The 21217-nt window shown below is 74.1% G+C and carries 17 protein-coding genes and 1 tRNA gene; 12 read left to right on the forward strand and 6 right to left on the reverse strand.

Translation table 11 applies throughout. The features are described 5' to 3' along the window. Window positions 1–260 precede the first annotated feature (260 nt). Window positions 261–1100, forward strand: a complete 840-nt coding sequence (locus tag NQZ70_RS02910; protein ID WP_129572857.1) for an SDR family oxidoreductase — start codon at window positions 261–263, stop codon at window positions 1098–1100. A 192-nt stretch (window positions 1101–1292) separates the two neighbouring features. After that, a complete protein-coding gene (gene rd, locus NQZ70_RS02915; RefSeq protein ID WP_129572858.1) occupies window positions 1293–1457 on the forward strand; it encodes a rubredoxin in 165 nt (54 codons plus the stop codon). A gap of 436 nt (window positions 1458–1893) precedes the next feature. Here the strand turns inward: rd and NQZ70_RS02920 are convergent. Both NQZ70_RS02920 and NQZ70_RS02925 read right to left on the reverse strand, forming a co-directional pair. After that, window positions 1894–1966: transfer RNA gene (locus NQZ70_RS02920), tRNA-Ala, on the reverse strand. A 157-nt stretch (window positions 1967–2123) separates the two neighbouring features. Further along, the gene (locus NQZ70_RS02925) at window positions 2124–4307 is read right to left on the reverse strand and encodes an HTTM domain-containing protein (protein WP_129572859.1); all 2184 of its coding nucleotides are present in this window, start codon (window positions 4305–4307) and stop codon (window positions 2124–2126) included. A gap of 228 nt (window positions 4308–4535) precedes the next feature. Between NQZ70_RS02925 and NQZ70_RS02930 the strand changes: the two genes are divergently transcribed. Then, entirely contained in the window at window positions 4536–4880 is a 345-nt protein-coding gene (locus NQZ70_RS02930) for a hypothetical protein (protein WP_129572860.1), read from the forward strand. Here the strand turns inward: NQZ70_RS02930 and NQZ70_RS02935 are convergent. Further along, entirely contained in the window at window positions 4841–5308 is a 468-nt protein-coding gene (locus NQZ70_RS02935; protein ID WP_129572861.1) for a hypothetical protein, read from the reverse strand. The genes NQZ70_RS02930 and NQZ70_RS02935 overlap by 40 nt on opposite strands. 58 nt (window positions 5309–5366) lie before the next feature. After that, window positions 5367–6194, reverse strand: a complete 828-nt coding sequence (gene argB, locus NQZ70_RS02940; protein WP_129572862.1) for an acetylglutamate kinase — start codon at window positions 6192–6194, stop codon at window positions 5367–5369. Between the two features lie 182 nt (window positions 6195–6376). Between argB and NQZ70_RS02945 the strand changes: the two genes are divergently transcribed. After that, window positions 6377–7549, forward strand: a complete 1173-nt coding sequence (locus NQZ70_RS02945; protein WP_207217727.1) for a M20 family metallopeptidase — start codon at window positions 6377–6379, stop codon at window positions 7547–7549. 121 nt (window positions 7550–7670) lie between these two features. On the opposite strand, the gene NQZ70_RS02950 is transcribed toward NQZ70_RS02945, so the two are convergent. Then, window positions 7671–8018 carry a hypothetical protein gene (locus NQZ70_RS02950; RefSeq protein ID WP_237244966.1) on the reverse strand — a complete coding sequence of 116 codons (348 nt, stop codon included), beginning with the start codon at window positions 8016–8018 and terminating at the stop codon, window positions 7671–7673. A 384-nt stretch (window positions 8019–8402) separates the two neighbouring features. Next, the gene (locus tag NQZ70_RS02955) at window positions 8403–9653 is read right to left on the reverse strand and encodes a class I SAM-dependent rRNA methyltransferase (protein WP_129572864.1); all 1251 of its coding nucleotides are present in this window, start codon (window positions 9651–9653) and stop codon (window positions 8403–8405) included. 30 nt (window positions 9654–9683) lie between these two features. Between NQZ70_RS02955 and NQZ70_RS02960 the strand changes: the two genes are divergently transcribed. From NQZ70_RS02960 to NQZ70_RS02995, 8 genes are all read left to right on the forward strand, one after another. Beyond that, window positions 9684–10763 carry a hypothetical protein gene (locus tag NQZ70_RS02960; protein WP_129572865.1) on the forward strand — a complete coding sequence of 360 codons (1080 nt, stop codon included), beginning with the start codon at window positions 9684–9686 and terminating at the stop codon, window positions 10761–10763. A gap of 518 nt (window positions 10764–11281) precedes the next feature. Continuing rightward, window positions 11282–12493: an FIST signal transduction protein gene (locus NQZ70_RS02965; protein WP_129572866.1), complete on the forward strand. Its 1212-nt coding sequence runs from the start codon at window positions 11282–11284 to the stop codon at window positions 12491–12493. Window positions 12494–12518: 25 nt separating this feature from the next. Continuing rightward, a complete protein-coding gene (locus NQZ70_RS02970; RefSeq protein ID WP_129572867.1) occupies window positions 12519–14381 on the forward strand; it encodes a GAF domain-containing sensor histidine kinase in 1863 nt (620 codons plus the stop codon). Between the two features lie 110 nt (window positions 14382–14491). After that, entirely contained in the window at window positions 14492–16453 is a 1962-nt protein-coding gene (locus tag NQZ70_RS02975) for a 4-alpha-glucanotransferase (RefSeq protein ID WP_129572868.1), read from the forward strand. 294 nt (window positions 16454–16747) lie between these two features. Beyond that, a complete protein-coding gene (locus NQZ70_RS02980) occupies window positions 16748–18439 on the forward strand; it encodes a serine/threonine-protein kinase (protein WP_129572869.1) in 1692 nt (563 codons plus the stop codon). Next, complete coding sequence (locus NQZ70_RS02985) at window positions 18436–19434, forward strand: hypothetical protein (RefSeq protein WP_129572870.1); 999 nt, start codon at window positions 18436–18438, stop codon at window positions 19432–19434. The genes NQZ70_RS02980 and NQZ70_RS02985 overlap by 4 nt, the downstream gene beginning before the upstream one ends. A gap of 13 nt (window positions 19435–19447) precedes the next feature. After that, a complete protein-coding gene (locus NQZ70_RS02990; protein ID WP_129572871.1) occupies window positions 19448–19843 on the forward strand; it encodes a hypothetical protein in 396 nt (131 codons plus the stop codon). A 40-nt stretch (window positions 19844–19883) separates the two neighbouring features. Beyond that, window positions 19884–21077, forward strand: a complete 1194-nt coding sequence (locus tag NQZ70_RS02995) for a substrate-binding domain-containing protein (protein ID WP_207217728.1) — start codon at window positions 19884–19886, stop codon at window positions 21075–21077. Window positions 21078–21217: the final 140 nt, after the last annotated feature.

The raw sequence follows: 21217 nt of genomic DNA on the forward strand, positions 1-21217 counted from the left end.
GGCGACGCGGTGCGTGTTACGGCCAGGTTGCGACTCCTGGTCTCGAAGGTAGCGCAATGGGCGCTGAGGTGCCGCCTTCGCGTCCATCTCCCTCCGAAGTATGCATTTCCGCTTCATCCGATTTATCCAGGCGGACGCGGGGCGCGCTCGCCGGCGCGGCGCAGCGGGGCGGGACGCGGCGGGCGATCCGGGGGAGGTGGCGAGGGCGCTCGCCTCGGGGCCCTTGCGTCGCCCGGGGGCGCTGGGCAACCCTTGCGGCCGTGCAATCGCCGATCGACAGCGGGGTCGTGCTCATCACCGGCGCCTCGTCGGGCATCGGCCGCGCGCTGGCGCGCGAGGTCGCCGGCCGCGCCCGGGCGCTCGTGCTGGTGGCGCGCCGCAGGGATCGCCTGGAGGCGCTGCGCGCCGAGCTCGCCGCGGCGCGTCCGGGCCTCGCCGTGCTCGTCTTTGGCTGCGACGTCACCGATCGGGCGGCGGTCGACGCGATGCTCCTCGCCGTCGCTGCCGAGGTCGGGGGGGTCGACGTCCTCGTCAACAACGCCGGCTTCGGCGATCTCAGCCTGTTCGACCTCTCGGCGTGGTCGCGCACCGAGCAGATGATCGCGCTGAACGTGACGAGCCTCGCGTACCTCACGCACCGGCTCGTCGGCCCGATGGTGTCGCGCGGGCGCGGCGCGATCGCGAACGTGAGCTCCGGCTTCGGGCTCACGTTCGGGCCGGGGATGGCCGCCTACATCGGCACGAAGCACTTCGTCACGAGCTTTACCGAAGGCCTCCGCATCGACCTGGCCGGCACCGGCGTGCGGGTGACGCAGGTCTGTCCCGGGCCGGTGCAGACCGAGTTCACGGAGATGGCCGGCAATTTCACGGGCCTCGAGCCGCCTCTGCTCCTGTCGATCTCTCCGGAGCGCTGCGCGCGCTCCCTCGTCCGCGCGGTGGACCGGGGTCGCGCGCTCGTCGTGCCCGGGGTGGTGGCGTGGTTCGTCGTCTACCTCGGCGTCCTCTGCCCCCGCTGGCTGCTCCGGCTCGTCTACCGGCCGATCGCGCGCATGCTGCGCAAGAAGCAGCTCGCCGTGCGCGGCGCTCCGGCGCCTCCCTGAGGCGCGTCGCGGCCGCGGCCGCATGCGGAAGGTGCGGAAGACGCCGAAGACGCGGAACGGAGCGCCGCTGAGCCGGCCGTCGCTCCGCGCCACGCCGCGCTGCGGGGCCGCGGCGCGGCAGGTTCACCTCCGGGGCGATAGTCCTTGTGGTAGCGTCGTGCGCGGCTCGCCAAGCCCTGAGGAGAACCACGGATGAAGAAATATCGGTGCCTGGTCTGCGATCACATCTACGACCCGGCGGTCGGCGACCCCGACAGCGGCATTGCGCCGGGGACCTTGTTCGAGCACCTGCCCGACACCTGGGTTTGCCCGGAGTGCGGCGCGACCAAGGCGGACTTCGAGCCGATCGAGGACTGAGCGCGCTGCCCCGCTCCGTGCCGCGGCGGGGCAGGTGCCACGGAGGCGCGGGCGGGCGAACGCATCGATGGTCCGCCCGCCGTCCCCCTGTGTTGCGTGGCGCCGTCCGCGTGCCGCCGCGCGATCGACCTCGGGTCGGGCGAACTCGGCGCCTCCGACGAGCCAGCCGCAGCGCTATCGCGGGGCGCTCGGCACGGCGCGGCGAGCGCGGCAAGCGCTCCATGGTGAGCGCGAAGCGCTCCGCGGTGCGCGAAGTACGCCGCGGCGAGCGAGAAGCGTCCTCGCGGCGGCCGCGAAGCACGGCGCCGTGCGTGGGGACGGCGCAGCGCGGTGCAGTGGAGCCAACCGCGGCGCAAGCTCGGTGCGTGCTCGCTGGCGACGATACCGAGGGAGGTAAGAAGAACTGCTAAGAAAGAGAATTGAACGACTTCGAGGGTGGACCTGACAGGGATCGAACCTGCGACCTCTAGAGTGCGATTCTAGCGCTCTCCCAACTGAGCTACAGGCCCTCGCTTTCGAGAGCGCGGACTCTACCCGCCTGGGCGCGGCTGTCAAGCGAAGAAAGCAGTTTCTGTCCGGGGTCCCCGTGCCTTGCCCCCTCCGAGGGTCGGGGCAGCTCGGCACCACCTCTCGCGCGACCCTCGCGGGCCTGCGCGCGAGCGAGGCCTAGTTGGCGGGGCTCTGGTCCGTCTGCGCGGGCTCGCCGGGCGGCTCGGCTTGCGCGCGCGCCTGGGCCTTCGGGTTCTGGAAGGAGAAGAGCCGCTCGCGCTCCTCCCCGTAGCTCTGGGTGCTCCCCCACTTCGGGTTCCAGTCCTTCACCCAGTACACGTCCCCCGAGACGATCGCGTCCTCGGGCCGCCCCGTGCGCTCGGGGTAGCGGTACATGTACTCCTTCATCGCGTCGCGGTACGAGGTGTTCGCCGGCAGCTTGATGCGGGCGAAGTAGTCGCACCAGATCTGGGTGTACGCGAAGCTCTTCGTGTTCAGGAGGTCGAAGTTCGGCGGCTTGCCCGTGAAAGGATCGATGTGGCGGCCGTCGACCGTGACGGCGTCGACCACGATTGTCCCGTCGTCCATCACCGGGTTGGGCGAGAACATGAACCAGCCCTGGAGGAACCGGAGCTTCTGCGCGAGGACCCGCGTCTCCTCGGGGTGCGGCACCTTCCAGCGGTTCTTGATGACCCACAGCTCGACCGCCGCCTGGTTCACGGCGCCGACGAACATCGCGAGCGCGCCGATCTCGCGCAGCCCGATGAGCGCCTTCCGGCCGGCGAGCCGGAGCGGCGCCGGCGGGGGCGCGACCTCCGAGCGCTCCGGGAGCCGCGCGCCGAGCGCCCGGCCCAGGCTGCGGCGGTGCGCCGCCGCCATCGCCGCCGTGACCGCGTCGCGCACGAGCGGCAGGCGGAGCGCCCACGCGACCGCGGGGCCGAGCGGGATCGCCGCGACGACGTCCGCGAGCGCCAGGGCGCCCTCGACCCCCTTGCCGTCGGGGCGCCGCGCGGCGAGCCCGTGCGCCGCGGAGCTCGACGCCTCGAACGTCAGCAGCCCGAACCGGTCCATCCGCTTCAGCACGCGGCAGGCGAGGACGGCGCCCGGCGACCGCGGGTCGAACAGCACGACGCGGGCCCGGTGCGCGCGCCGCATCGTGCGCGCGGCGATCTCCCAGTCCTCGCGGCCGAAGAGGAGCGTCGAGAACACGCAGAGCGCCCACGCGAACGGCCCCAGCACGAACGTCGTGCCGAAGCCGACGTGGAGCACGTTCATCATCACGAGCGCGAGCCGCCGGGACCACACGCGGCCGAGCGGCGAGAGGAGGCACACCGGCATGGCCGCCTCGAACGCGATCACCATCTTCGTCATGAACAGGATGAGGAAGTTCGGCGCGTAGTCGCGGATGTCCGCCACGATCGGCGTCACCATCCGGTCGACGTAGAGCACGTAGTGGATCGCGGTCCCGTTCTTCCAGGCGGGGCCGGTCTTGTGCACCACGTTGAAGAAGTAGATCGCCGCGAGCTGGATCAGCAGGATGGGCCCGACGAGGGTCACGTGATCGTTCGGCTTGAGCGGGTCGTCGACGGCGGTGCGATCGTTGAGATCGTCGGCGGTCCGCTCGCGGCTCCGCTTCATCGACGCGAGGAGCGCGTCGAGCGAGAAGCGATCGCCCAGCGGCAGGAAGCACGTCCAGAGCAGGAGCAGGTTGTGGACGACGTAACCGCCGTTCTCGATGAGCAGGACGCGCCCGTTCATGCTCGTGACGAACACGAGCGAGAGCACCTGCATGAGCTTCGTCTTCCAGCCGATGAGCAGGCAGACGTAGGTCGCGAAGATCACGACCCAGAGGACCGCGAGCTCGCCCGGCGTGGAGAAGGCGTTGACGAGCGAGAAGTTCCCGCTGCCCTGCGGGCGCCAGAGGTTCACGTGGTTCGGCAGGACGCCGATGTCCGCGAACATGTCGTTCCACGCCCACGTGCGGCGGAACAGGTCGCCGATCAGGAAGAAGCCGAGCAGGATGCGCGTGAAGCCGAGCGTCCGCCGGTCGAACGTGAAGAAGCTGTCCCGGAGGATGTCCCACATCGATGGCCCGCGCGGCGGGGGAGCCGCCGCCGGCGCGCCGTCGCCCTCGGCGTCGCCGTCGTCGGCCGCGGCGCGGTCGTCGGCCGCGGCGCGGTCGTCGGCCGCGGCGCCGCCCTGCTCCTCGTCGTTCGCGGCGCCGCCCGCGGGCGCGCCCTCGCCTGCGCCGGAGCCCCCCTCGGCGGCGGCCTTCTGGCCGGCCTCGTGGCTCCCGCTGGGGTCCTCGTCCCGGAGCGCGCCGTCGGGCCCGCGCTCGTCGCGATCGTCGTTTGCGTTCATAAGGCGTCGAGGTCGGTGCTGCGCGAGCGGAGCGCTCGCCGCTATCGGTCCCTACCTACCGCAACCGCGCGGGCGCCGCACGAGGCGACCAGGGTCGCGACGCGCGGGCGCGCCGGGGCCCTGGTCGCCTCGCGCGGCGCGCTCGATGCGCGCGGGCCCACGCGGCGGCGGCGCGGCGCGCTTGATGCGCGCGGCGCGGGGCGGTAACGGGGAGCGGAGGTGCCCCCGATGCCCGACGCGGAAGAGCGCCTTGCGCTCGCGGCCTGCGCCTTTTTGGCCGGCTGCCTCCTGCTCGCGCCGCGCGAGTGGGTCTCGGCGGCGCTCGCGCTCGCGCTCGCGGCGGCGCTCTTCGCCTGGCATCTCCGGCTGCGCGCGGGGGCCCGTCGGGGCGGGCCGGCGGCCGCGACGGCGGCCGCCGGCGCCCAAGGCGCGCCGGTCGAGGCGGCCGCTCCGGGCCTGCCGGCCGCCGCGGTCCTGCCGGCCGCCGCGGGCCTGCCGGACGCCGCCCCGGGCTCGCCGGGCGAAGCGAGCGCTCAGGCCTTGCCGGGCGAGGAGCGGCGGGAGTCCGGCTGAACGCGCAGCGGCGGGCGGCCGAAGCGGGCGCGCACGCGATCGGCGACCGACCGCATCTTCGGCGCCCCGAGGAACCGCCGCTCCAGCCGCCGCTTGCCAGGGATGTCGAGGAGCATCACGCCGATCAGGATCACCAGCGCGCCCGGGCCCGGAACGCCGGGCAGCGAGAGCAGGATCCCGAGCGCCACGGCGACGACGCCGAGCAGGTTCTTCCCGACGCGCGCCGACACGCGCATCCAGGCGGGGCGCCCTGGCAGGAACGGCTCGTCCTCCTGCTTCTGCAGGTAGTCCTCGGGCAGACGGACGAGCACGAACGCGACGAGCGCCGTGCCCGCGACGAAGCTGGCGGCGCACACGCCCACCCCGATCGCGATCTGCCCGCGATGCGCCTGCACGAACGAGATCGCGGAGCGGACGGCGTCCATCATCGAGGATGGGCAGGAGCATACGGCGCGCGGCCGGTCGGGGCGAGGCCGGCCGCGGTCCTCAGGGGACGAGCACGGTGCCGATCGATCCGGGCGCGCTCGCCTCGCGCTCGAGATCGCCCGGGCGGAGCCGCCCCAGGATGTGGATGCGGCGGACCCCCTCCGCGAGCGCGGCGAACGACTCCTCGAGCTTCGGGATCATCCCGCGCGTGACGGCGCCGCTCGCGATGAGCGCGCGCCCCTCGGCGACGGTGAGGCTCGGGATGCGCGAGGCGGGGTCCGAGATGTCGCGCAGCACGCCCGGCACGTCGCTCACGAGGAAGAGCCCTGCGGCGCCGAGCTCGATGGCGACGCGGTTGGCGACCGTGTCGGCGTTGATGTTGTAGACCTGCCCGTCCGCGCCGGCGCCGAGGCAGGCGAGCACGGGCACGTAGCCGCCGCGCCCGAGCAGCTCGAGGAGCCCGCGGTCGACGCCCGTGATGTCGCCGACGAGGCCGAGGTCCACCGGATCGGGGCCGGCGCTGCGGTAGACCTGGGGCGGACGCTTGATCGCCGAGAGGGCGGGCCCGCTCGCGCCGTGGAGCCCGACGGGCCGCGCGCCCGCGGCGAGGAGCGCGGAGCAGAGGTCGACGTTGAGCTTGCCGGCGACGACCATCTTCATGACGTCGAGCGTGTCCGCGTCGGTGACGCGCTGGCCGGCGACCTGCCGGACGGGGATGCCGAGGCGCTCCTGCAGCCGGGTCGCCTGCGCGCCGCCGCCGTGGACGACGACCGCGCGCGCGCCGGCGCGGGTGAGCGCCGCGAGATCGCTGGCGAGGACGGCGAGGGCCGGGCTGCCCACGACCTCGCCGCCGAGCTTGATGACGAGCGGGCCTTCCGACGCTGTCACGGGTGCCTCCGCGTTGCTCTGGGACGGTTCATGGGCGGACACGTATCACTTCTGCAGCGGGCAGGGCAGAGGCCGCCGGGCCCCCGCGCGCCCGCGCTCCCCGCGCGCAGGCTTCCGCGGCGCTGCGGCGCCCGCGCTTCCGCGGCGCGGCGGCGCCCGGGCTTCCGTGGCATGCTGGCGCGGTGATCCAGGCCCTCCGACAGGCGCTGTCCAGCCGCACGGCGCCGATGCTCGCGCTCCTCGAGCGGCTGGTGAACCTCAACTCGTTCACGGACAACCCGCGCGGCGGCGATGCGGTGGGCGAGGTCCTCGCCGACGAGCTCGCGACGATCCCCGGCCTGTCGGTGCGCCGGTTCCCGAGCGCGCGGTTCGCGGCGCACTGGGTGGTGGAGAGCGAGGCGGCGAAGGCGTCGCCGGCGGGGCACGTCGCCCTCGTCGGGCACCTCGACACGGTGTTTCCCCCGGGCGTCTTCGAGGGCTTCCGCCTGGACGGCGATCTCGCGCGCGGGCCCGGCGTGCTCGACATGAAGGGCGGGCTCGTGGTGGCGATCGAGGCGCTCCGGGCGCTCGAGCGGATCGGCGCGCTTGCGGAGATCCCGGTGCGGCTCGCGATCGTGTCGGACGAGGAGGTCGGGTCGCCCGAGGGGCGCCCGCTGCTGCAGCGCGAGCTCGCGGGCGCGGCGTGCGCGCTCGTGTTCGAGGCGGGGCGCGAGGGCGACAGGATCATCACCGCGCGCAGGGGCACGGGGGGGGCGACGGTGCGGGCGACGGGCAAGGCGGCGCACGCCGGCAACGCGCACGAGCAGGGCGCGAACGCCATCTGGGCGCTCGCCCGCTTCATCGACTGGGCGCAGCGGCTCACCGATTACGCGCGGGGGGTCACGGTCAACGTCGGCAAGGTGAGCGGCGGGCAGGGGAGGAACACGGTGCCCGACGCGGCTGAGGCGGCGGTCGATTTCCGCTTCGTGAGCCTCGCGGACGGCGAGGCGACCCTCTCTGCGCTCGCCGCGGCGGCGCACGAGGCGGCGCTCGAGGTGCCAGGCACCTCGGTGCGCGTGGACGGCGAGGTCGCGCGGTCGCCGCTCGTGCGGACCGAGGCGAGCGCGGCGCTCTGCCGGGAGTATGCGGCCTGCGCGCGGGCGGCGGGGCTCGGCGACGCCGAGGCGCCGCTCATCGGCGGCGGCTCCGACGCGAGCTCGACGGCCGAGATCGGGATCCCGTCCATCGACGGTCTCGGGCCGCGGGGCAGCGGTTTTCACACGAAGGACGAGCTCATCGAGGTGGGGACGCTCGTGCCCAAGGCGGAGGCGCTGGCGGCGTTCCTTGTGGGGCGGCGCGCCTCGGCGACGGGGTAGCGCGAGGGCGCCCTTGTGAGCGAGGAGCGAGTCCCGCCGTGTGGCGTGTCGGCCTATGCTGACTGCGGCTCCGCGCGACTCCGGATCTGAACGACTCCGGATCCGTCCTTCGAGGGTTTCGTTACGTCTCCTCGGGCTCGGGCCGCGGCGCGCGCACGAGCTTCAGGTGGCGCGGCATGGCGCCGCTGGCGCCCCGTGGCGGGCCGCCGGACGGCGCGGCGTGCACGTCATCGTCCCGCACGAAGAAGTCGGGCCGCGTCTTCGAGGGCGGCGCGAGATCCTCGACGGCCTCTCCGCGGGTGGCTCGCTCCGCGATGCAGCACGCGCAGTAGCGCTCGGGGTCCCAGTCGATGTCCTCGAGGCCCATCTTCCGCACCCACGACAGCTCCCACATCAGCGTCGGGCTGACGTGGATCACGTTTCCCGAGCGGCGCACGCCGCTGCTGTGGAACCAACGACGCTTGGACATGGGCGCACCTCTCGAGCCGAGGGCGCCCATCTTGCCGCTGATAAAGCAGCTCGCCAAGCGCTCTCCCGGTGAAATCCGTGATACTGGGCGGCCTTACGTCTGAGTTCTTGGAATCGTCACGAAATAACATGATGGCTCTCACTGCACGCAGCTCTCGCCGGTCGTGAAAGTCTCAGCTGCTTCAGCGCTCCCCGGCGCGCTGGCGCTCTCCGGCGGACCGCCGGGCGCGGCGCTGCCGCCGTCGCCGGCCGTGCCGGGCGTGAATTGCACTCCTGCGCTTCGCTCGGTGCCGCCGCATGGGCGATGCTCACGGCGTGTCCGTCCCGGCCGCCGCCGCCTGGCCGCCGGATCTGCCTCGGCCGCATCCGCGGCGCGCTGGCGCGCTCACTCCAGCACCACGAACTTGAGGTACCGCCCCTCCCACCACGCCGGCAGCGTCGGGTGGTCCTCCGGCTGCCCGTGGATCGCCCGCACCCGCAGGTCGTCCCGCTCCAGGGTGGCGTCGTCGAGCGTCGCCAGGAAGTCCTCCGCCGTGATGTGGCTCGAGCACGACGCCGCGCACAGCACGCCGCCGCGATCGAGCACGCGCGCGACCGCGGCGTGCAGCCGCCGGTAGGCGCCGAGCGCGCGCGGCTTGGCGCGCTCGCTCGGCGCGAAGCTCGGCGGATCGGAGATGACGAGGTCGTACCGGTCGCCGCGGGCGCGGGCCTTCTCGAGGAAGTCGAACGCGTCCGCCGTCACGAAGTCGTGCGCCGCGGGATCGAGGCCGTTCTCGCGAAACGTGCGCTGCGCGGTCGCGTGCGCGGCCGGCGCCGAGTCCACCGAGGTGACCCGCCCCGCGCCGCCGAGCGCCGCCGCCACCGAGAAGCCGCCCGCGTAGCTGAACAGGTTGAGCACGCGCCGGCGCCCGGCCGCGAGCGCGCGCACCCGCGCGCGGTTGTCGCGCTGGTCGAGGAACGCCCCCGTCTTCTGCCCGCGCGCGAGATCGACCTCCATCGCGACCCCCGTCTCCCGCACGAAGAGGCGATCCGGCAGCGGCGGCCCGTGCAGGTGCGCGAGCTTCTTGCCGTCCGCGTCCCCGCTCGTAGCCTCCCCGCGCGCGCGCAGGCCGATCGAGCGCACGCCGCGGGCGCCGAGCGCGCGGGCGAGGTGCGGGAGCAGGCGGTCGAGCCACGGCGCGAGCATGCCGCCGTCGAGGCGGACCACCGCGACGCGGTCGTACCGATCGATGACCAGCGAGGGCACCCGGTCCCCCTCGCCGTTGCACAGGCGGTAGGCCGTCGTGTCGCGGCCGGCGAACCAGCCGTCGCGAAGGGCGAACGCGCGCTCGAGCCGCTCCGCGATGGCGCGCTCGTCGAGCGCCGGCGCCTGCGCGCGCTGGAAGACGCGGACGGCGATCGCCGAGTCGGCGTCCCAGAGCCCCCGCCCGAGGAACGGCGCGCCCTCGGCCGACAGCTCGACCACGTCGCCCGTCGCGGCGGCGGCGGCGCCGCCGCCGCGAGGCGCGCGCTCCCCGCGCCGGCGATCCCCGGGGCCGGCCGCGCGCCCGCCGCCGACCGCGATGCCGTCTCGGTACACCCACGGGTGGCCGCGGCGGACGGCGGCGGCGGCTGTCGCGGTGAGATGGACCCGCATCGACCCCGCCTAGCACGGTAAGCTCCCAGCGTGCTGCACCGTGTTGTCTCGATCGGCCGTGCCTGCCTCGGGGGGATCCTGCTCGCCGCGCTCGGTGGACCCGGCTGCACGCAGGACCACGACCTCCTCGGCCGGGATCCGCCGAGCGCGGCGAGCACGTCCGGCGCCGGCGGCGGCCCGGGATCGACCGCGAGCAGCGCGACCGCCACGGGGACGGGCGGCGGCGACGCCGTCGAGCCGCCGGGGCCGACCAGGCTCACCGTGGTGAACGGCGTCGCCGATCACGACGCGGTCCGCTTCTGCTTCCTCGCCTACCCCGACGGCACCGGCGCCGGCGTGGCGCCCTGGCCGGGCGAAGACGCGGGCCTCGGCTTCGCCCAGTCCCGGGCGATCGAGCCGCTCGGCGCGGCGATCCCCGACGGGGCGAGCGTGCGCGCGCACGTGATCGCCGGCGAGCTCGGCGCGACGGAGGGGCTCGACTGCGCCGAGATCCTCGCGCTCGCCGCGGAGCCCGCCGCCCCGATCGTCGCCGCGGGGCTCCCCGTGGTGCCGGCGCCGGTGTTCGCCGAGGAGAAGAGCCTCCTCCTCGTCGCCACCGGCTGCCTGGGCGGCGAGGGACACACGCACGCCAGGGAGAAGCAGGGCTGCGGCGACGCCTACACGGCCGACACGCCGACCGCCGGCCTCGTGGCGGTCGCCATGTCGCGGCGGACGAGCTTCGGCAAGCTGAGCTTGCAGATCGCCCACGCGAGCGCGGCGGCGCCGCCGGTCAACGTGCGGCTCGCGCCCGGGCGCGCGGACGTGAGCGCGGTGCCCGTCGCGCAGGACCTCTCGTACGGCGCGATCTCGCCGTTCCCTCCGTTCGTCGGCCTCTCGCGCGGCGACCTCGGCGCGCTCGAGGAGGTCGAGATCGAGACCTATGAGCCGCTCTCGGCGACGGTGACGTCCTCGGTGTCGATGCGCGAGATCCTGGCGAACAGCGATGTGCCGGCGGACGGCGTCGCGGACGGTCAAGGGCTCGTGCTCGTGGCCATCGGGGCTGCTCCGGGGACGGAACGCGGCGGCTTCTGGCACCCCCTGACGTACGCGCTGTTGTGGGCGGATCCCTGAGCGGTCCCGATCATCCCATCTCCGGTATCCCGCGCTGACCGCCCTCGCCGGGGAGGCGGGCACACCTCGTCCGGCCGCTCTCCCGTCGCAACGAGGCGCCGCAATTCCGCCTTGGGCATCGAGGCGACGTCGAGCGTGGTCTGCAATCCACGTTGCTCGCGTGGTGCGCTGCGTTGTCCGGCGCGCGCGGCGCGACCTCGGTTGCTTCTGTGCAATCGACTCGGGTGTGTCCGCCGCGCCCGACGAGCTTGCAGGGGACGTGGTCGTATCGAAGGATAAGGATTCTGCTCCCTCGGTCTCGGGCACCTCATGTCTCCCCAGCAGGTCTCCTCCTCGCAGGCCCGCCGTGGCTCTGCCCGGCGCTTCATTCGAGGTCGTCACGCCGGGAAAATCGCGAGTCGATCGAGGAGCGGGAGCGCCCTGTACGGACGACATCACAGGAGAATGCGCGCGCCGTGACGTTCGGGTGAATCTCCAGTATAACGCGAGTGCCTACATTCCGAGGGGGGGAAGAGAACATGGCGACACAGGTATTTGTCGGCGCGAGCTCCGCGGCGGACCCAAAGAAGGCTGCCTCGGAGGCCGTGGCCGCGGCGCTCCGCGAGCCGGCGCGCTCCGAGCAGGGCGATTACGCCGGTTACGGGGCGCGACCCGCGTTCGCGCTCGTCCTGTCGACGGATCAATACGACGCTGACGCGCTCGCTGCGGCCACGACGAGCGAGCTGCCCGGCGTGCCGTGGGCGGGGTGCTGTACGGCCGGGGTCTTCGCGGGCAGCCGCCTTCTCCGGCAGGGGCTCGTCGTGGGGCTCGTCGTCTCGGAGACCGTGCGCGTCGGCGTCGGGGTCGCGCAGCCGGTGAGCCAGGACGGGCGGCGCGCCGGCGTGCTCGCCGCCTCGCGCGCGCTCGAGGGGTTCCCGCCGTCCGTTCCGGCGGGGTGGAGCCGCGCGCTCATCGTGCTGCCGGACGCGCTCACGGGCAACGCGGCCGACGTCGTGCGCGGCGCGGTCGAGGTCGGCGGCACGGGCGTCGTCTGGGCCGGCGGCGGCGCGGGCGACAACCTCCGCTTCGTGCGCACCGCGCAGTTCGCGGGCGGCCGCGCCTACTCGGACAGCGTGGTCGTGGTCGCGATCGACTCGCCGGCGCGCATGGCGACCGGCATCCGCCACGGCTTCCGCCCCTATGGCCCGCCGACGATGGTCACCCGCGCCGAGGGCACGGTCCTCGCGGAGCTCGAGTACGAGGGCGCCTTCTCGGTCTACCAGCGCACCGCCCGGTCGAGGGGCCATCAGGTCAACCTCGACGGCTTCGCCTCCTTCGCCATGACCCACCCGCTCGGCATCCCGCAGGCCGACGGCGAGCACGTCATCCGCGACCCGCTGCGCGTGGTCTCCCCCGGCGGGCTCTACTGCGTCGGCGAGGTCCCGGACGGGTGCCTCATCCGCGTCATGGAGGGCGACCCCATCGGCCTCGTCGGCGCCGCGCGCGAGGCCGCGATCACGGCGCGCGACGCGGTCTCCGGGCCGATCGCCGGCGCCTTCGTGTTCGACTGCATCTCGCGGTGCATGATGCTCGGCGACACGGTGCGCGACGAGCTGACCACCTTCGAGAGCGAGCTCGGCCAGAGCGTCCCGGTGATGGGCTGCCTGACGTTCGGGGAGGTGGGCACGCTCGGCCGGGGGGTGCCGCAGTTCCACAACAAGACCGCCGTCGTGCTCGCGCTGGGGGCCTGAGCCCCGGAGCGGCTGGAGCCCCGTCATGCCGAGCGGCGAAGATCACGAGATCCAGGAGGAGCGGCTGGCGCTGCTCAGCGTCCTCCAGGAGCTCACGGTCGCCGCGCTCGACCTCTTCGATCCGCGCCAGTCGATGGCGATCTTCCTGGAGCGGCTCGCCGAGCGGCTGAGCTGCATCGCGGTGCTCGTGCTCGTCGAGCCGACGCCCCTCGCCCCGCGGCTGCTCGACGCCGCGGGGCTCTCGGCGAGCTCGCGCGCGCTGCCCATCTCGCCGGCCGCGGCCGGCGCGCCTCTGGGCGAGGGCGCGGGCCTCCGCTTGCCGTACCCGGAGCTCGCGCGGCCCGGGCTCGTCACGTGGCACTTCTCGCTGGAGGGGCAGGGCGACAGCGGCGCGTCCAGCCTCATCCTGTGCTTCGAGGACGAGCCCCCGTTCGCGCCGCGGTACCGGGGCATGATGCGCAGGCTCGCGTCGACCTTCCGCACGGCGCTCGTGCACCGCCTGCTCTACGCGCGCATGATCGAGAACGAGCGCGAGCGGGCGCGGCACCTCGCGGCCGCGGAGGCGGGGCGCGCGGCGGCGGAGGCGGCGCAGCGCCGCGCCGCGTTCCTCTCGGAGGCGAGCCGGCTGCTCTCCAGCTCGCTCAACTACGAGGCCACGCTGGTCCGCGTCGCGCGGCTGCCGGTCCCGTTCGTCGCGGACTGGTGCATGGTCGACATCATCGAGCGCGAGGCGATGCTCCGGCGCGCGGTCGTCGTCCACGCCGACCCCCAGAAGAGCGAGCTCGCGCGCCTCTTGCAGGGCCAGACGCCGATGGACTCGGTCCTCCCGGCCGGCGTCTCGCGCGTGCTGCAGACGGGCGAGGCGGTGCTCTGCGAGATCGCGGGCGCGCCTGCCCCCGAGGGCGAGCGCGCCGCGCACGACGGCGAGCCGCCGGTGTCCGCCAGCGAGGCGCTGCTCAGGGAGCTCGGCCTCCAGCGCTACATCTCCGTGCCGCTCGTCACGCGCGGCACGATGCTCGGCGTGCTCACCATCGCCTCGGGCCGCGACGACCTGCCGTACGGCGTGGAGGACCGCGCGCTCGCGGAGGATCTCGGCCGGCGGGCCGCGCTGGCGATCGACAACGCGCGGCTCTACGAGAGCGCGCAGCGGGCGATCCGGGCGCGGGAGGAGCTCGTCGCGGTGGTGTCGCACGATCTCAAGAGCCCGCTCGCGACCATCGTCATGAACACGAGCCTCCTGCGCCGGAAGCTGCCGAGCGCGGACGAGGCGGCCGAGCTGCGGCGCCCGGTCGAGCGCATCCAGAAGTCGGCCGATCGCATGAACCGTCTCATCCGCGATCTGCTCGACCTGGCGAAGCTCGAAGGCGGCCACATCTCGGTCCAGCCGGTGCCGCACGACGTCGCCGTCCTCCTGGGCGACGCCCTGGAGCTCCTGCGCGAGGAGGCGGCGGAGAAGTCGCTGCGCCTGGAGCACAGCGTCGAGCTCGGCGTCGAGCGGGCGCTCTGCGATCGCGAGCGGATCCTGCAGGTGATCGCGAACCTCGTCGGCAACGCGATCAAGTTCACGCCCGCCGGCGGCGAGGTCGCGGTCCGCGCCGAGCCGTGGGGCAGGGAGGTGCGCGTGTCGGTGCGCGACACCGGCCCGGGCATCCCGGAGGACCAGCGGACGAGGATCTTCGAGCGTTACTGGCAGGCGAAGGAGACCGCGCACAAGGGCACGGGGCTCGGCCTCTCGATCGCGAAGGCGCTCGTCGAGGTGCACGGCGGGCGGATCTGGGTCGAGAGCAAGGTGGGCGAGGGGAGCACGTTCTTCTTCACGCTCCCGACGGCGGAGGCCGCGGCGGGCGCGACCACGGGAGTCGCGGCGGGCACGCGGCTCGGGGCCTGACAGCCGTCCTCGGGTTTCGCCGGACATCGATATCCTCCAGCCACCGAGGGCGATCTGTCCATGATTTCGCGTCTTGGCGGGCCGATCCCTTCATCGCTATACCTACCGCGATGAAGGACGCCGGGAACGACAGGGGCGACGTGGCAGAGGCCCAGGCTCGAGCGGACGAGGACGAGCGGGGGCTCGTCAAGGCCGCATTGCAGCTCTTGGGCATCCGCAACCTGGTGCTCGCGATCCACGATCCGAGCTTTCCGTCGGACGACGCCGAGGACATCGGGCGCGGGTCCCCGTATACCGAGGGCGGGCGCCGGTTCCTCCGGTTCGCGCGCGATCTCGGGTTCAACGGCATCCAGCTCGGGCCCCAGGGGGAGACCTCGGCCGACAACGCGTCTCCGTACGACGGCACCATCTTCTCGCGGAGCACGCTGTCGATCTCGCTCGCCCGGCTCGCGGAGGACGGCCCCTTCGGCGCGCTCCTGCGCCCCGAGTCGGTGCGGAGGATCGCGGCCGAGAGGCCGGCCGGCAGCGAGGGGCGCGCGCTGCACCGCTATGCCTACCGCGCGCAGCGCGCCGCGCTCCGCGAGGCGTACGCGTCGTTCGTCGAACGGCGGAGGCGCGGCGAGCTCGGGGCCCTCGCCGAGCGGCTCGACGCGTTCAGGAAGCGGAACGCGGCGTGGCTCGAGCGCGACGGGCTCTACGGCCCCCTCTGCGAGGAGCACCAGAGCGGCTGGTTTCACGGCTGGTCGGGCGAGCCGGCGCTGGATCGCCGCCTCTTCGCGCCCGGCCCCGGCGAGGTGGTCGCCTGCGAGGAGCGCAGGCGAGAGCTCCTCGAACGGTACCGCGACGAGCTCGAGTTTTACGCCTTCTGCCAGCTCCTCGCGCACGAGCAGCACGCGGCGCTCCGCAAGGTGACGGGCGAGCTCGGGCTCAAGCTCTACGGCGATCTGCAGATCGGCTATTCGCCTCAGGACGCCTGGGCGCATCAATCGGTCTTCTTGAAGGGCTATCTGATGGGGGCGCCGCCGAGCCGCACCAACCCGGAAGGTCAGGTGTGGAGCTACCCTGTCCTGGATCCGGCGCAGTACGCGGACGGCTCCTCCGGCGCGCTCGCCCTCGTGCGCGCGCGCATGGACAAGATGTTCGACGAGTTCGACGGGGTGCGCCTCGATCACCCGCACGGCCTCGTTTGCCCGTGGGTCTACGCCGCCGACGCCCCCGACCCGCTGCGCGCGGTCCAGGGCGGGGCGCGCCTCTTCTCGTCGCCCGACCTGCCGGACCACCCGCTGCTCGCCCGCTATGCGATCGTCTCTCCCGCCCAGCTGAACCGCGCCGTGCCCCGGTACGCGGACGACTGGGTCTCCTCGCTCACGCCGGAGCAGGTGGGGCGATACAGCGTCATCTTCGACACCATCGCGAGCTGCGCGGAGGCGCGCGGCCGCGCCATCACCGACATCGTGTGCGAGGTCCTGAGCACGCTCCCGCACCCGCTCAAGGCGGTCCTCGAGCGGCACGGGCTCGGGCGCTTCCGGGTCACGCAGAAGGCCGATCTCGACAACCCGAAGGACGTCTATCGCAGCGAGAACGCCGCGCCCTCCGACTGGATCATGGTGGGCACGCACGACACGCCGCCGCTCTGGCGGCTCCTCGACGCGTGGGGGCGCTCCTCCGCGCTCGAGCGGCAGGCCGCGTACCTCGCCGCCCGGCTCGCGCCCTCGCCGGCCGAGGAGGGCGCGATGGCGCGCGCGCTCGCGTCCGACCCGCGCGCGCTCGCGCAGGCCAAGTTCGCCGACCTCTTCGCGAGCCAGGCGTCGAACGTGATGGTCTTCTTCTCCGATCTGCTCGGGGTGAAGGAGATCTACAATGCTCCCGGGACGATCGGCGATCACAACTGGTCGCTGCGGGTGCCCCGCGATTACGAGCGATCGTATTCGGAGATGCGCGCGCGCGGCGAGGCGCTCGATCTCCCGCGCGTGCTCGCGCTCGCGCTGCGCGCGCGCGGAGGCGCGGAGTCGCAGGAGCGCCGCGACCTCGCCGCGTGGCTAGAGCGCCGGTCCGGCGCGACGCGCGGCTAGAGCGCCGGTCCGGCGCGACGCGCGGCTAGAGCGCCGGTCCGGCGCGACGCGCGGCTAGAGCGCCGGTCCGGCGCGACGCGCGGCTAGAGCGCCGGTCCGGCGCGACGCGCGGCTAGAGCGCCGGTCCGGCGCGGCGCGCGGCCAGCGCTGACCGCCCGCGAGCGCGGGGAGGCGAGCCCGCGCCCCCCGCGGCGGCGTTCGCGCGAACGTCACCCGGCGTTTGCGCGCAAGTAACAGGCTGAGCGCATCCTCGGGCCTGGCTTTTCCCTCGGGGATGGAGCCGGCCTAGGTCGAATGAGCGCTCCCAGCGACCCCCAAGGTTGGCGCAAGTACCGCCCGATCGCCGAGATCGGCAGGGGCGGGATGGCCGACGTCTGCCTCGCGGTCGCCCGGGGGCCGGCCGGCTTCAACAAGCTGGTCGTCCTCAAGCGGGCGCGGGCCGAGCTGTGCGAGGACGCCGAGATCCTCGCCATGTTCCTCGACGAGGCGCGGCTCGCGGCCCGGCTCAATCACCCCAACGTCGTGCAGACGTACGAGGTGGGCGAGGACGGCGAGCGGCTCTTCATCGCCATGGAGTACCTCGACGGCCAGCCGCTCAGCCAGCTCCGCGCCCGCGTGGGGCTGACCGATCTGTCGCTCCCCGTTCAGGTGCGGATCCTGACCGACGCGCTCGCCGGGCTCCATTACGCGCACGAGCTGCGCGATTTCGACGGCACGCCCATTCACGTGGTCCACCGCGACGCGAGCCCGCAGAACATCTTCGTCACCTACGACGGCGTCATCAAGGTGGTCGATTTCGGGATTGCGAAGGCGGCCGACTCGCTGTCCGAGACGCGCGCCGGGATGCTCAAGGGCAAGGTGGCCTATATGTCGCCGGAGCAATCGCGCGGCGAGCGCGTGGACCGGCGCTCCGACGTCTTCTCCGTCGGCGTGATCCTCTGGGAGGCGATCGCGCGGCGGCGCATGTGGAAGGGCTACAACGACCTCGCCATCCTCGGGCGGCTCGGCCTGGGCGAGCTCCCGGACCTCCGCGTGGCCGCGCCCGACGTCGATCCCGAGCTCGAGCGGATCTGCCGCAAGTCGCTCGCGCACGCGCCGGCCGACCGTTACGCCACCGCGGCCGAGCTGCACGCGGAGCTCGAGCGCTGGCTCCGCGAGCGTCACGGCGGGATGAGCGCGCGCGAGGTCGGCGCGTTCGTGGCGGGCCGGTTCGCGGACGACCGCGCGCGGATCCAGCAGCTCGTCGAGGAGCAGCTGCGCGACGTGCGCTGGTCCGGCAGCTACGGGAAGGTCGCGATCTCGGATCTGCCGAAGATCGGCGCCGGTCCGGTGTCGATGACGCCGACCTTGACGGCCCCCGCGGCGTTCAGCCCCTCGGACGCGATCTCGACGCCGCCCGCGGTGAGCTCGACCGAGACGGGGCAGACCCGGCGAACCGGGCGCGGCGAGCGCGCCTCGCGCTCGAGCCGGCGGCTCGCCGCCATCGCGATCACCTTCCTCCTCGCCGCGGGCGTCGTGGCGGCCGGCATCCTGCGTCCGCCGCCTCACACGGCGCCGGCCGGCCCCGTCGAGGCGCTCACCGCTCCTCCGGCGGACGCGCCTCCTCCGCGGCCGCCGCCGCCCGAGGAGGAGGTGCGCCTCGTGGTCCGCGTCTCGCCCGCGGAGGCGCGGCTGTTCCTCGACGGAGCGCCGCTGTCGCGCGGCGATTATCAGGGCCAGCTCGTCAAGGACGGGCGCGAGCACGTCGTCCGCGCCGAGGCGCCGGGCTTCCTGTCGCAGGAGGAGAAGATCACGGCGAAGAGCGATCTCGTCGTGAAGCTCGCGCTGGAGCGCGATCCGGGCGCGCCGCGGGGAAAGCCGGCGCCCATCGCCCGGAGCACGCCGGCGATCGCGCCCGCCCCGGCCGCGACGCCGCCGCCCGCCCCGCCGCGCGGGGGCGAGCGGCCGGGGCGCGGCATCGACCTGGAGAGCCCCTACGCCCGATGACGACCTCGCGCGCCCTCGCCCTCGCCGCCGCGGCGATCGTCTCCGGCCTCCCGGGCGGCGCGCTCGCCCGGCCCGCCGACAAGACCGCCGAGGCCGACGCGCGCTTCCGGCGCGGCGTCGAGCTCTACGAGGAGGCCGACTACAGCGCCGCGCTCACGGAGTTCCGCCGCGCCTACGCGCTCGCGCCCGCGTTCCAGGTGCTCTACAACGTCGCGGGGGCCTGTTACCAGCTCAGGGACTACGCCTGCGCGCTGCGCGCCTTCGAGCGGTACCTGGCCGACGGCGGCGCGCAGATCGCGGCCGACCGGCGGACCGCGGTCGAGCGGGACATCGCCGTGCTGCGGGGCCGCGTCGCGACCGTCGCGCTCTCGACCTCGGCGCCCGACGTGGAGATCTCCGTCGACGACGTCCCGGTGGGCAGGACCCCGCTCGCCGAGCCGCTGCTGCTGAGCGCCGGGCGGCGGCGCATCGTCGCCACGGCGGCGGGCCGCCCGGCCGTCACGCGGGTCATCGACGTGGCCGGCGGCGATCAGCTCGAGCTCCGGATCGAGATCCCCGCTGCGCAGGCCCCGCCGGCCGCGAGCGCCGGCCCCCGCCTCGCCGCGCCCCCGCCGCCGGAGCGGCCCGGCGCCGCGGCCGACCGCGCTCCTCGCCGGGAGCGGAGCGCGCCCGTCCTGCCCTGGATCGCGACCGGCGCCCTCGCCGCGGGCGCGGCGGTCACCGGGGTCCTCGCGCTCGGCGCGTCGGGCGATCTCGACGCCGAGCTCGGCACCTTCCCGGGCGACGCCCGGGCGATCGAGCGCGCGCGCACCCGGACCGCGACGCTCGCGCTCACCGCCGATCTGCTCGCGGGCGCCGCCGTGGTCGTCGGCGGGGTCGCGCTCTACCTCACCGTCGCCGGCGGCTCGGAGCGCCCCGGCGGAGCCCGCGCCGCGTCGCCCTCGATCCGGGCCGCGGTCGCTCCGTCGTCCCTCCGGCTCCTCGGCGCCTTCTAGGGCAGCGCGCGCCATGCAACGTCAGCCCTCCAGAGCGCGCCGGCGGAGCCTCACGCGGCGGCCTCCGCGCGCGCTCGGCGCCTGCCTCTGCGCGGCGCTCGCGCTCGCCGCGTGCTCGGTCCTCGTCGAGCGGCGGGATCGGCAGTGCGCCACGGACGCCGACTGCGCGCGGTTCCCCGGCGCCCGCTGCGACCCCGGCGGGCGCGTCTGCGTGCCCGCGGACGGCGTCCCGCCGGCCGGGTGCGACGGCGACGACGGCTGTTACAGCTGCGCGCCGACGACGAACGAGCAGCTCCTCAACGCTTGCACCGACGCGGCGTGCCGGCCGTTCGACAGCGGGAGGCTCACGAACCTCCGCGACGGCGGGCTCCCCCCGCTGCCGGAGCCAGGAGCGCGCGGGGGTCGCTGACCCACGCCGCGGACGCGAACCGACGATGATGCGCGACGGGATGTTCCGGTCTTGCCCGATCCTCTTGCCTGCTGCGGCGCTGCTCGGCGCCGCCTTGGCCGTCGCGTCGCCCTCGGCGGCGCAGCAGGCCGTGCCGTGCTCCTCGCTGCCCTTCCCGGTCTACGTCACCGGATCGAGCGCGGTGAAGCCGTTCCTCGCCGAGCTCGCGAAGGTGCTCAGCGCGTCGACGCCCCCCATCTCGGTCGTCTATCAGGGGCAGGGCTCGTGCTCCGGGGTCGCCGCCTTCTTCGAGGGCGCGCCGCTCTCGGGCGCCGGCCTGAGCACCTGGGATGCCGACAGCGAGCTCCTGTGCGACGCCGATCCGGACGGGAGCCCGATCGACGTCGCGGTGTCCGACGTGTTCGCGACGACCTGCGACGCCGCCTTCACGACCTCGAGCACGATCAGCGACTTCACCGGCCCCATCCAGCCGATGACCTTCGTCGTCCCCAACGCCTCGACGCAAGCGTCGATCAGCGCCGAGGCCGCGTACTTCGTGTACGGGTTCGGCCAGGGCTCCGGCGTCGCGCCCTGGGTCGACGAGCGGTTCATCTTCCAGCGCAACGCGGGCTCCGGCACGCAGCAGATGATGGCGGCGGCGATCCGCGTCCCCGCGTCGCGCTGGCTGGGGGCGCCCACGGCGTCGAGCGACGACATGAGGAACAGCGTCGCGTTCTCGGCGGACGCGGAGCGCACCATCGGCGTCCTCGGCGCCAACGTGGCGGGCGAGAGCGCCTCGCTGCTCAAGGTGCTCGCTTACCAGCACTACGACCAGCGCTGCGGCTATTACCCCGACTCCGACCCTCTGAAGCGCGACAAGCGCAACGTCAGAGACGGCCATTACGCGATCTGGGGGCCTCTCCACTTCCTCACCCACGTGAGCATCAACACCGGAGCTCCGTTGAGCGACGGCGCGGCGCTGGTGATCGACTATCTCACCGGCAGGAAGCAGCCGCCCGCGGGGCTCGATCTCATCAAGCTCGAGGCGCAGCACGACGTCGTCCCCGAGTGCGCCATGCGGGTGCGGCGCACCGAGGAGATGGGGCCGCTCGCGTCGTTCATGCCGACGCGCTCGTGCTGGTGTTACTTCGACGCGGTCGCCGGCGGCGGCGCCGACTGCGCGCCTTGCGACAGCGACGCGGACTGCCCGTCCGACGCCCCGAAGTGCAACTTCGGCTATTGCGAGCCGCAGTGATCGGGCGCCCCGCCGGCGGCCGCTCGGCGCGGCGCCGGCCGCGAACCGCGGCGCCCCCCTCGGCGAACGCGCGGCCGGCGCGCGCTCCGGCGGGCCCGCCCGACGCGAGGCGTCGCAGGGTCGCGGCGGTCAAAAAGCTT

Source organism: Sorangium sp. So ce836 (assembly GCF_028553905.1).
Taxonomy (GTDB): domain Bacteria; phylum Myxococcota_A; class Polyangia; order Polyangiales; family Polyangiaceae; genus Sorangium; species Sorangium cellulosum_D.

What these genes read in the sequence shown, in the direction of transcription:
- NQZ70_RS02990 (WP_129572871.1), top strand. Translation starts at nt 19,448, where the DNA reads ATGCAACGTCAGCCCTCCAGAGCGCGCCGGCGGAGCCTCACGCGGCGG.
- NQZ70_RS02980 (WP_129572869.1), top strand. Translation starts at nt 16,748, where the DNA reads ATGAGCGCTCCCAGCGACCCCCAAGGTTGGCGCAAGTACCGCCCGATC.
- NQZ70_RS02975 (WP_129572868.1), top strand. Translation starts at nt 14,492, where the DNA reads ATGAAGGACGCCGGGAACGACAGGGGCGACGTGGCAGAGGCCCAGGCT.
- NQZ70_RS02965 (WP_129572866.1), top strand. Translation starts at nt 11,282, where the DNA reads ATGGCGACACAGGTATTTGTCGGCGCGAGCTCCGCGGCGGACCCAAAG.
- rd (WP_129572858.1), top strand. Translation starts at nt 1,293, where the DNA reads ATGAAGAAATATCGGTGCCTGGTCTGCGATCACATCTACGACCCGGCG.
- NQZ70_RS02950 (WP_237244966.1), bottom strand. Translation starts at nt 8,018, where the DNA reads ATGTCCAAGCGTCGTTGGTTCCACAGCAGCGGCGTGCGCCGCTCGGGA.
- NQZ70_RS02955 (WP_129572864.1), bottom strand. Translation starts at nt 9,653, where the DNA reads ATGCGGGTCCATCTCACCGCGACAGCCGCCGCCGCCGTCCGCCGCGGC.
- NQZ70_RS02970 (WP_129572867.1), top strand. Translation starts at nt 12,519, where the DNA reads ATGCCGAGCGGCGAAGATCACGAGATCCAGGAGGAGCGGCTGGCGCTG.
- NQZ70_RS02995 (WP_207217728.1), top strand. Translation starts at nt 19,884, where the DNA reads ATGTTCCGGTCTTGCCCGATCCTCTTGCCTGCTGCGGCGCTGCTCGGC.
- NQZ70_RS02925 (WP_129572859.1), bottom strand. Translation starts at nt 4,307, where the DNA reads ATGAACGCAAACGACGATCGCGACGAGCGCGGGCCCGACGGCGCGCTC.
- NQZ70_RS02930 (WP_129572860.1), top strand. Translation starts at nt 4,536, where the DNA reads ATGCCCGACGCGGAAGAGCGCCTTGCGCTCGCGGCCTGCGCCTTTTTG.
- NQZ70_RS02935 (WP_129572861.1), bottom strand. Translation starts at nt 5,308, where the DNA reads ATGATGGACGCCGTCCGCTCCGCGATCTCGTTCGTGCAGGCGCATCGC.
- NQZ70_RS02985 (WP_129572870.1), top strand. Translation starts at nt 18,436, where the DNA reads ATGACGACCTCGCGCGCCCTCGCCCTCGCCGCCGCGGCGATCGTCTCC.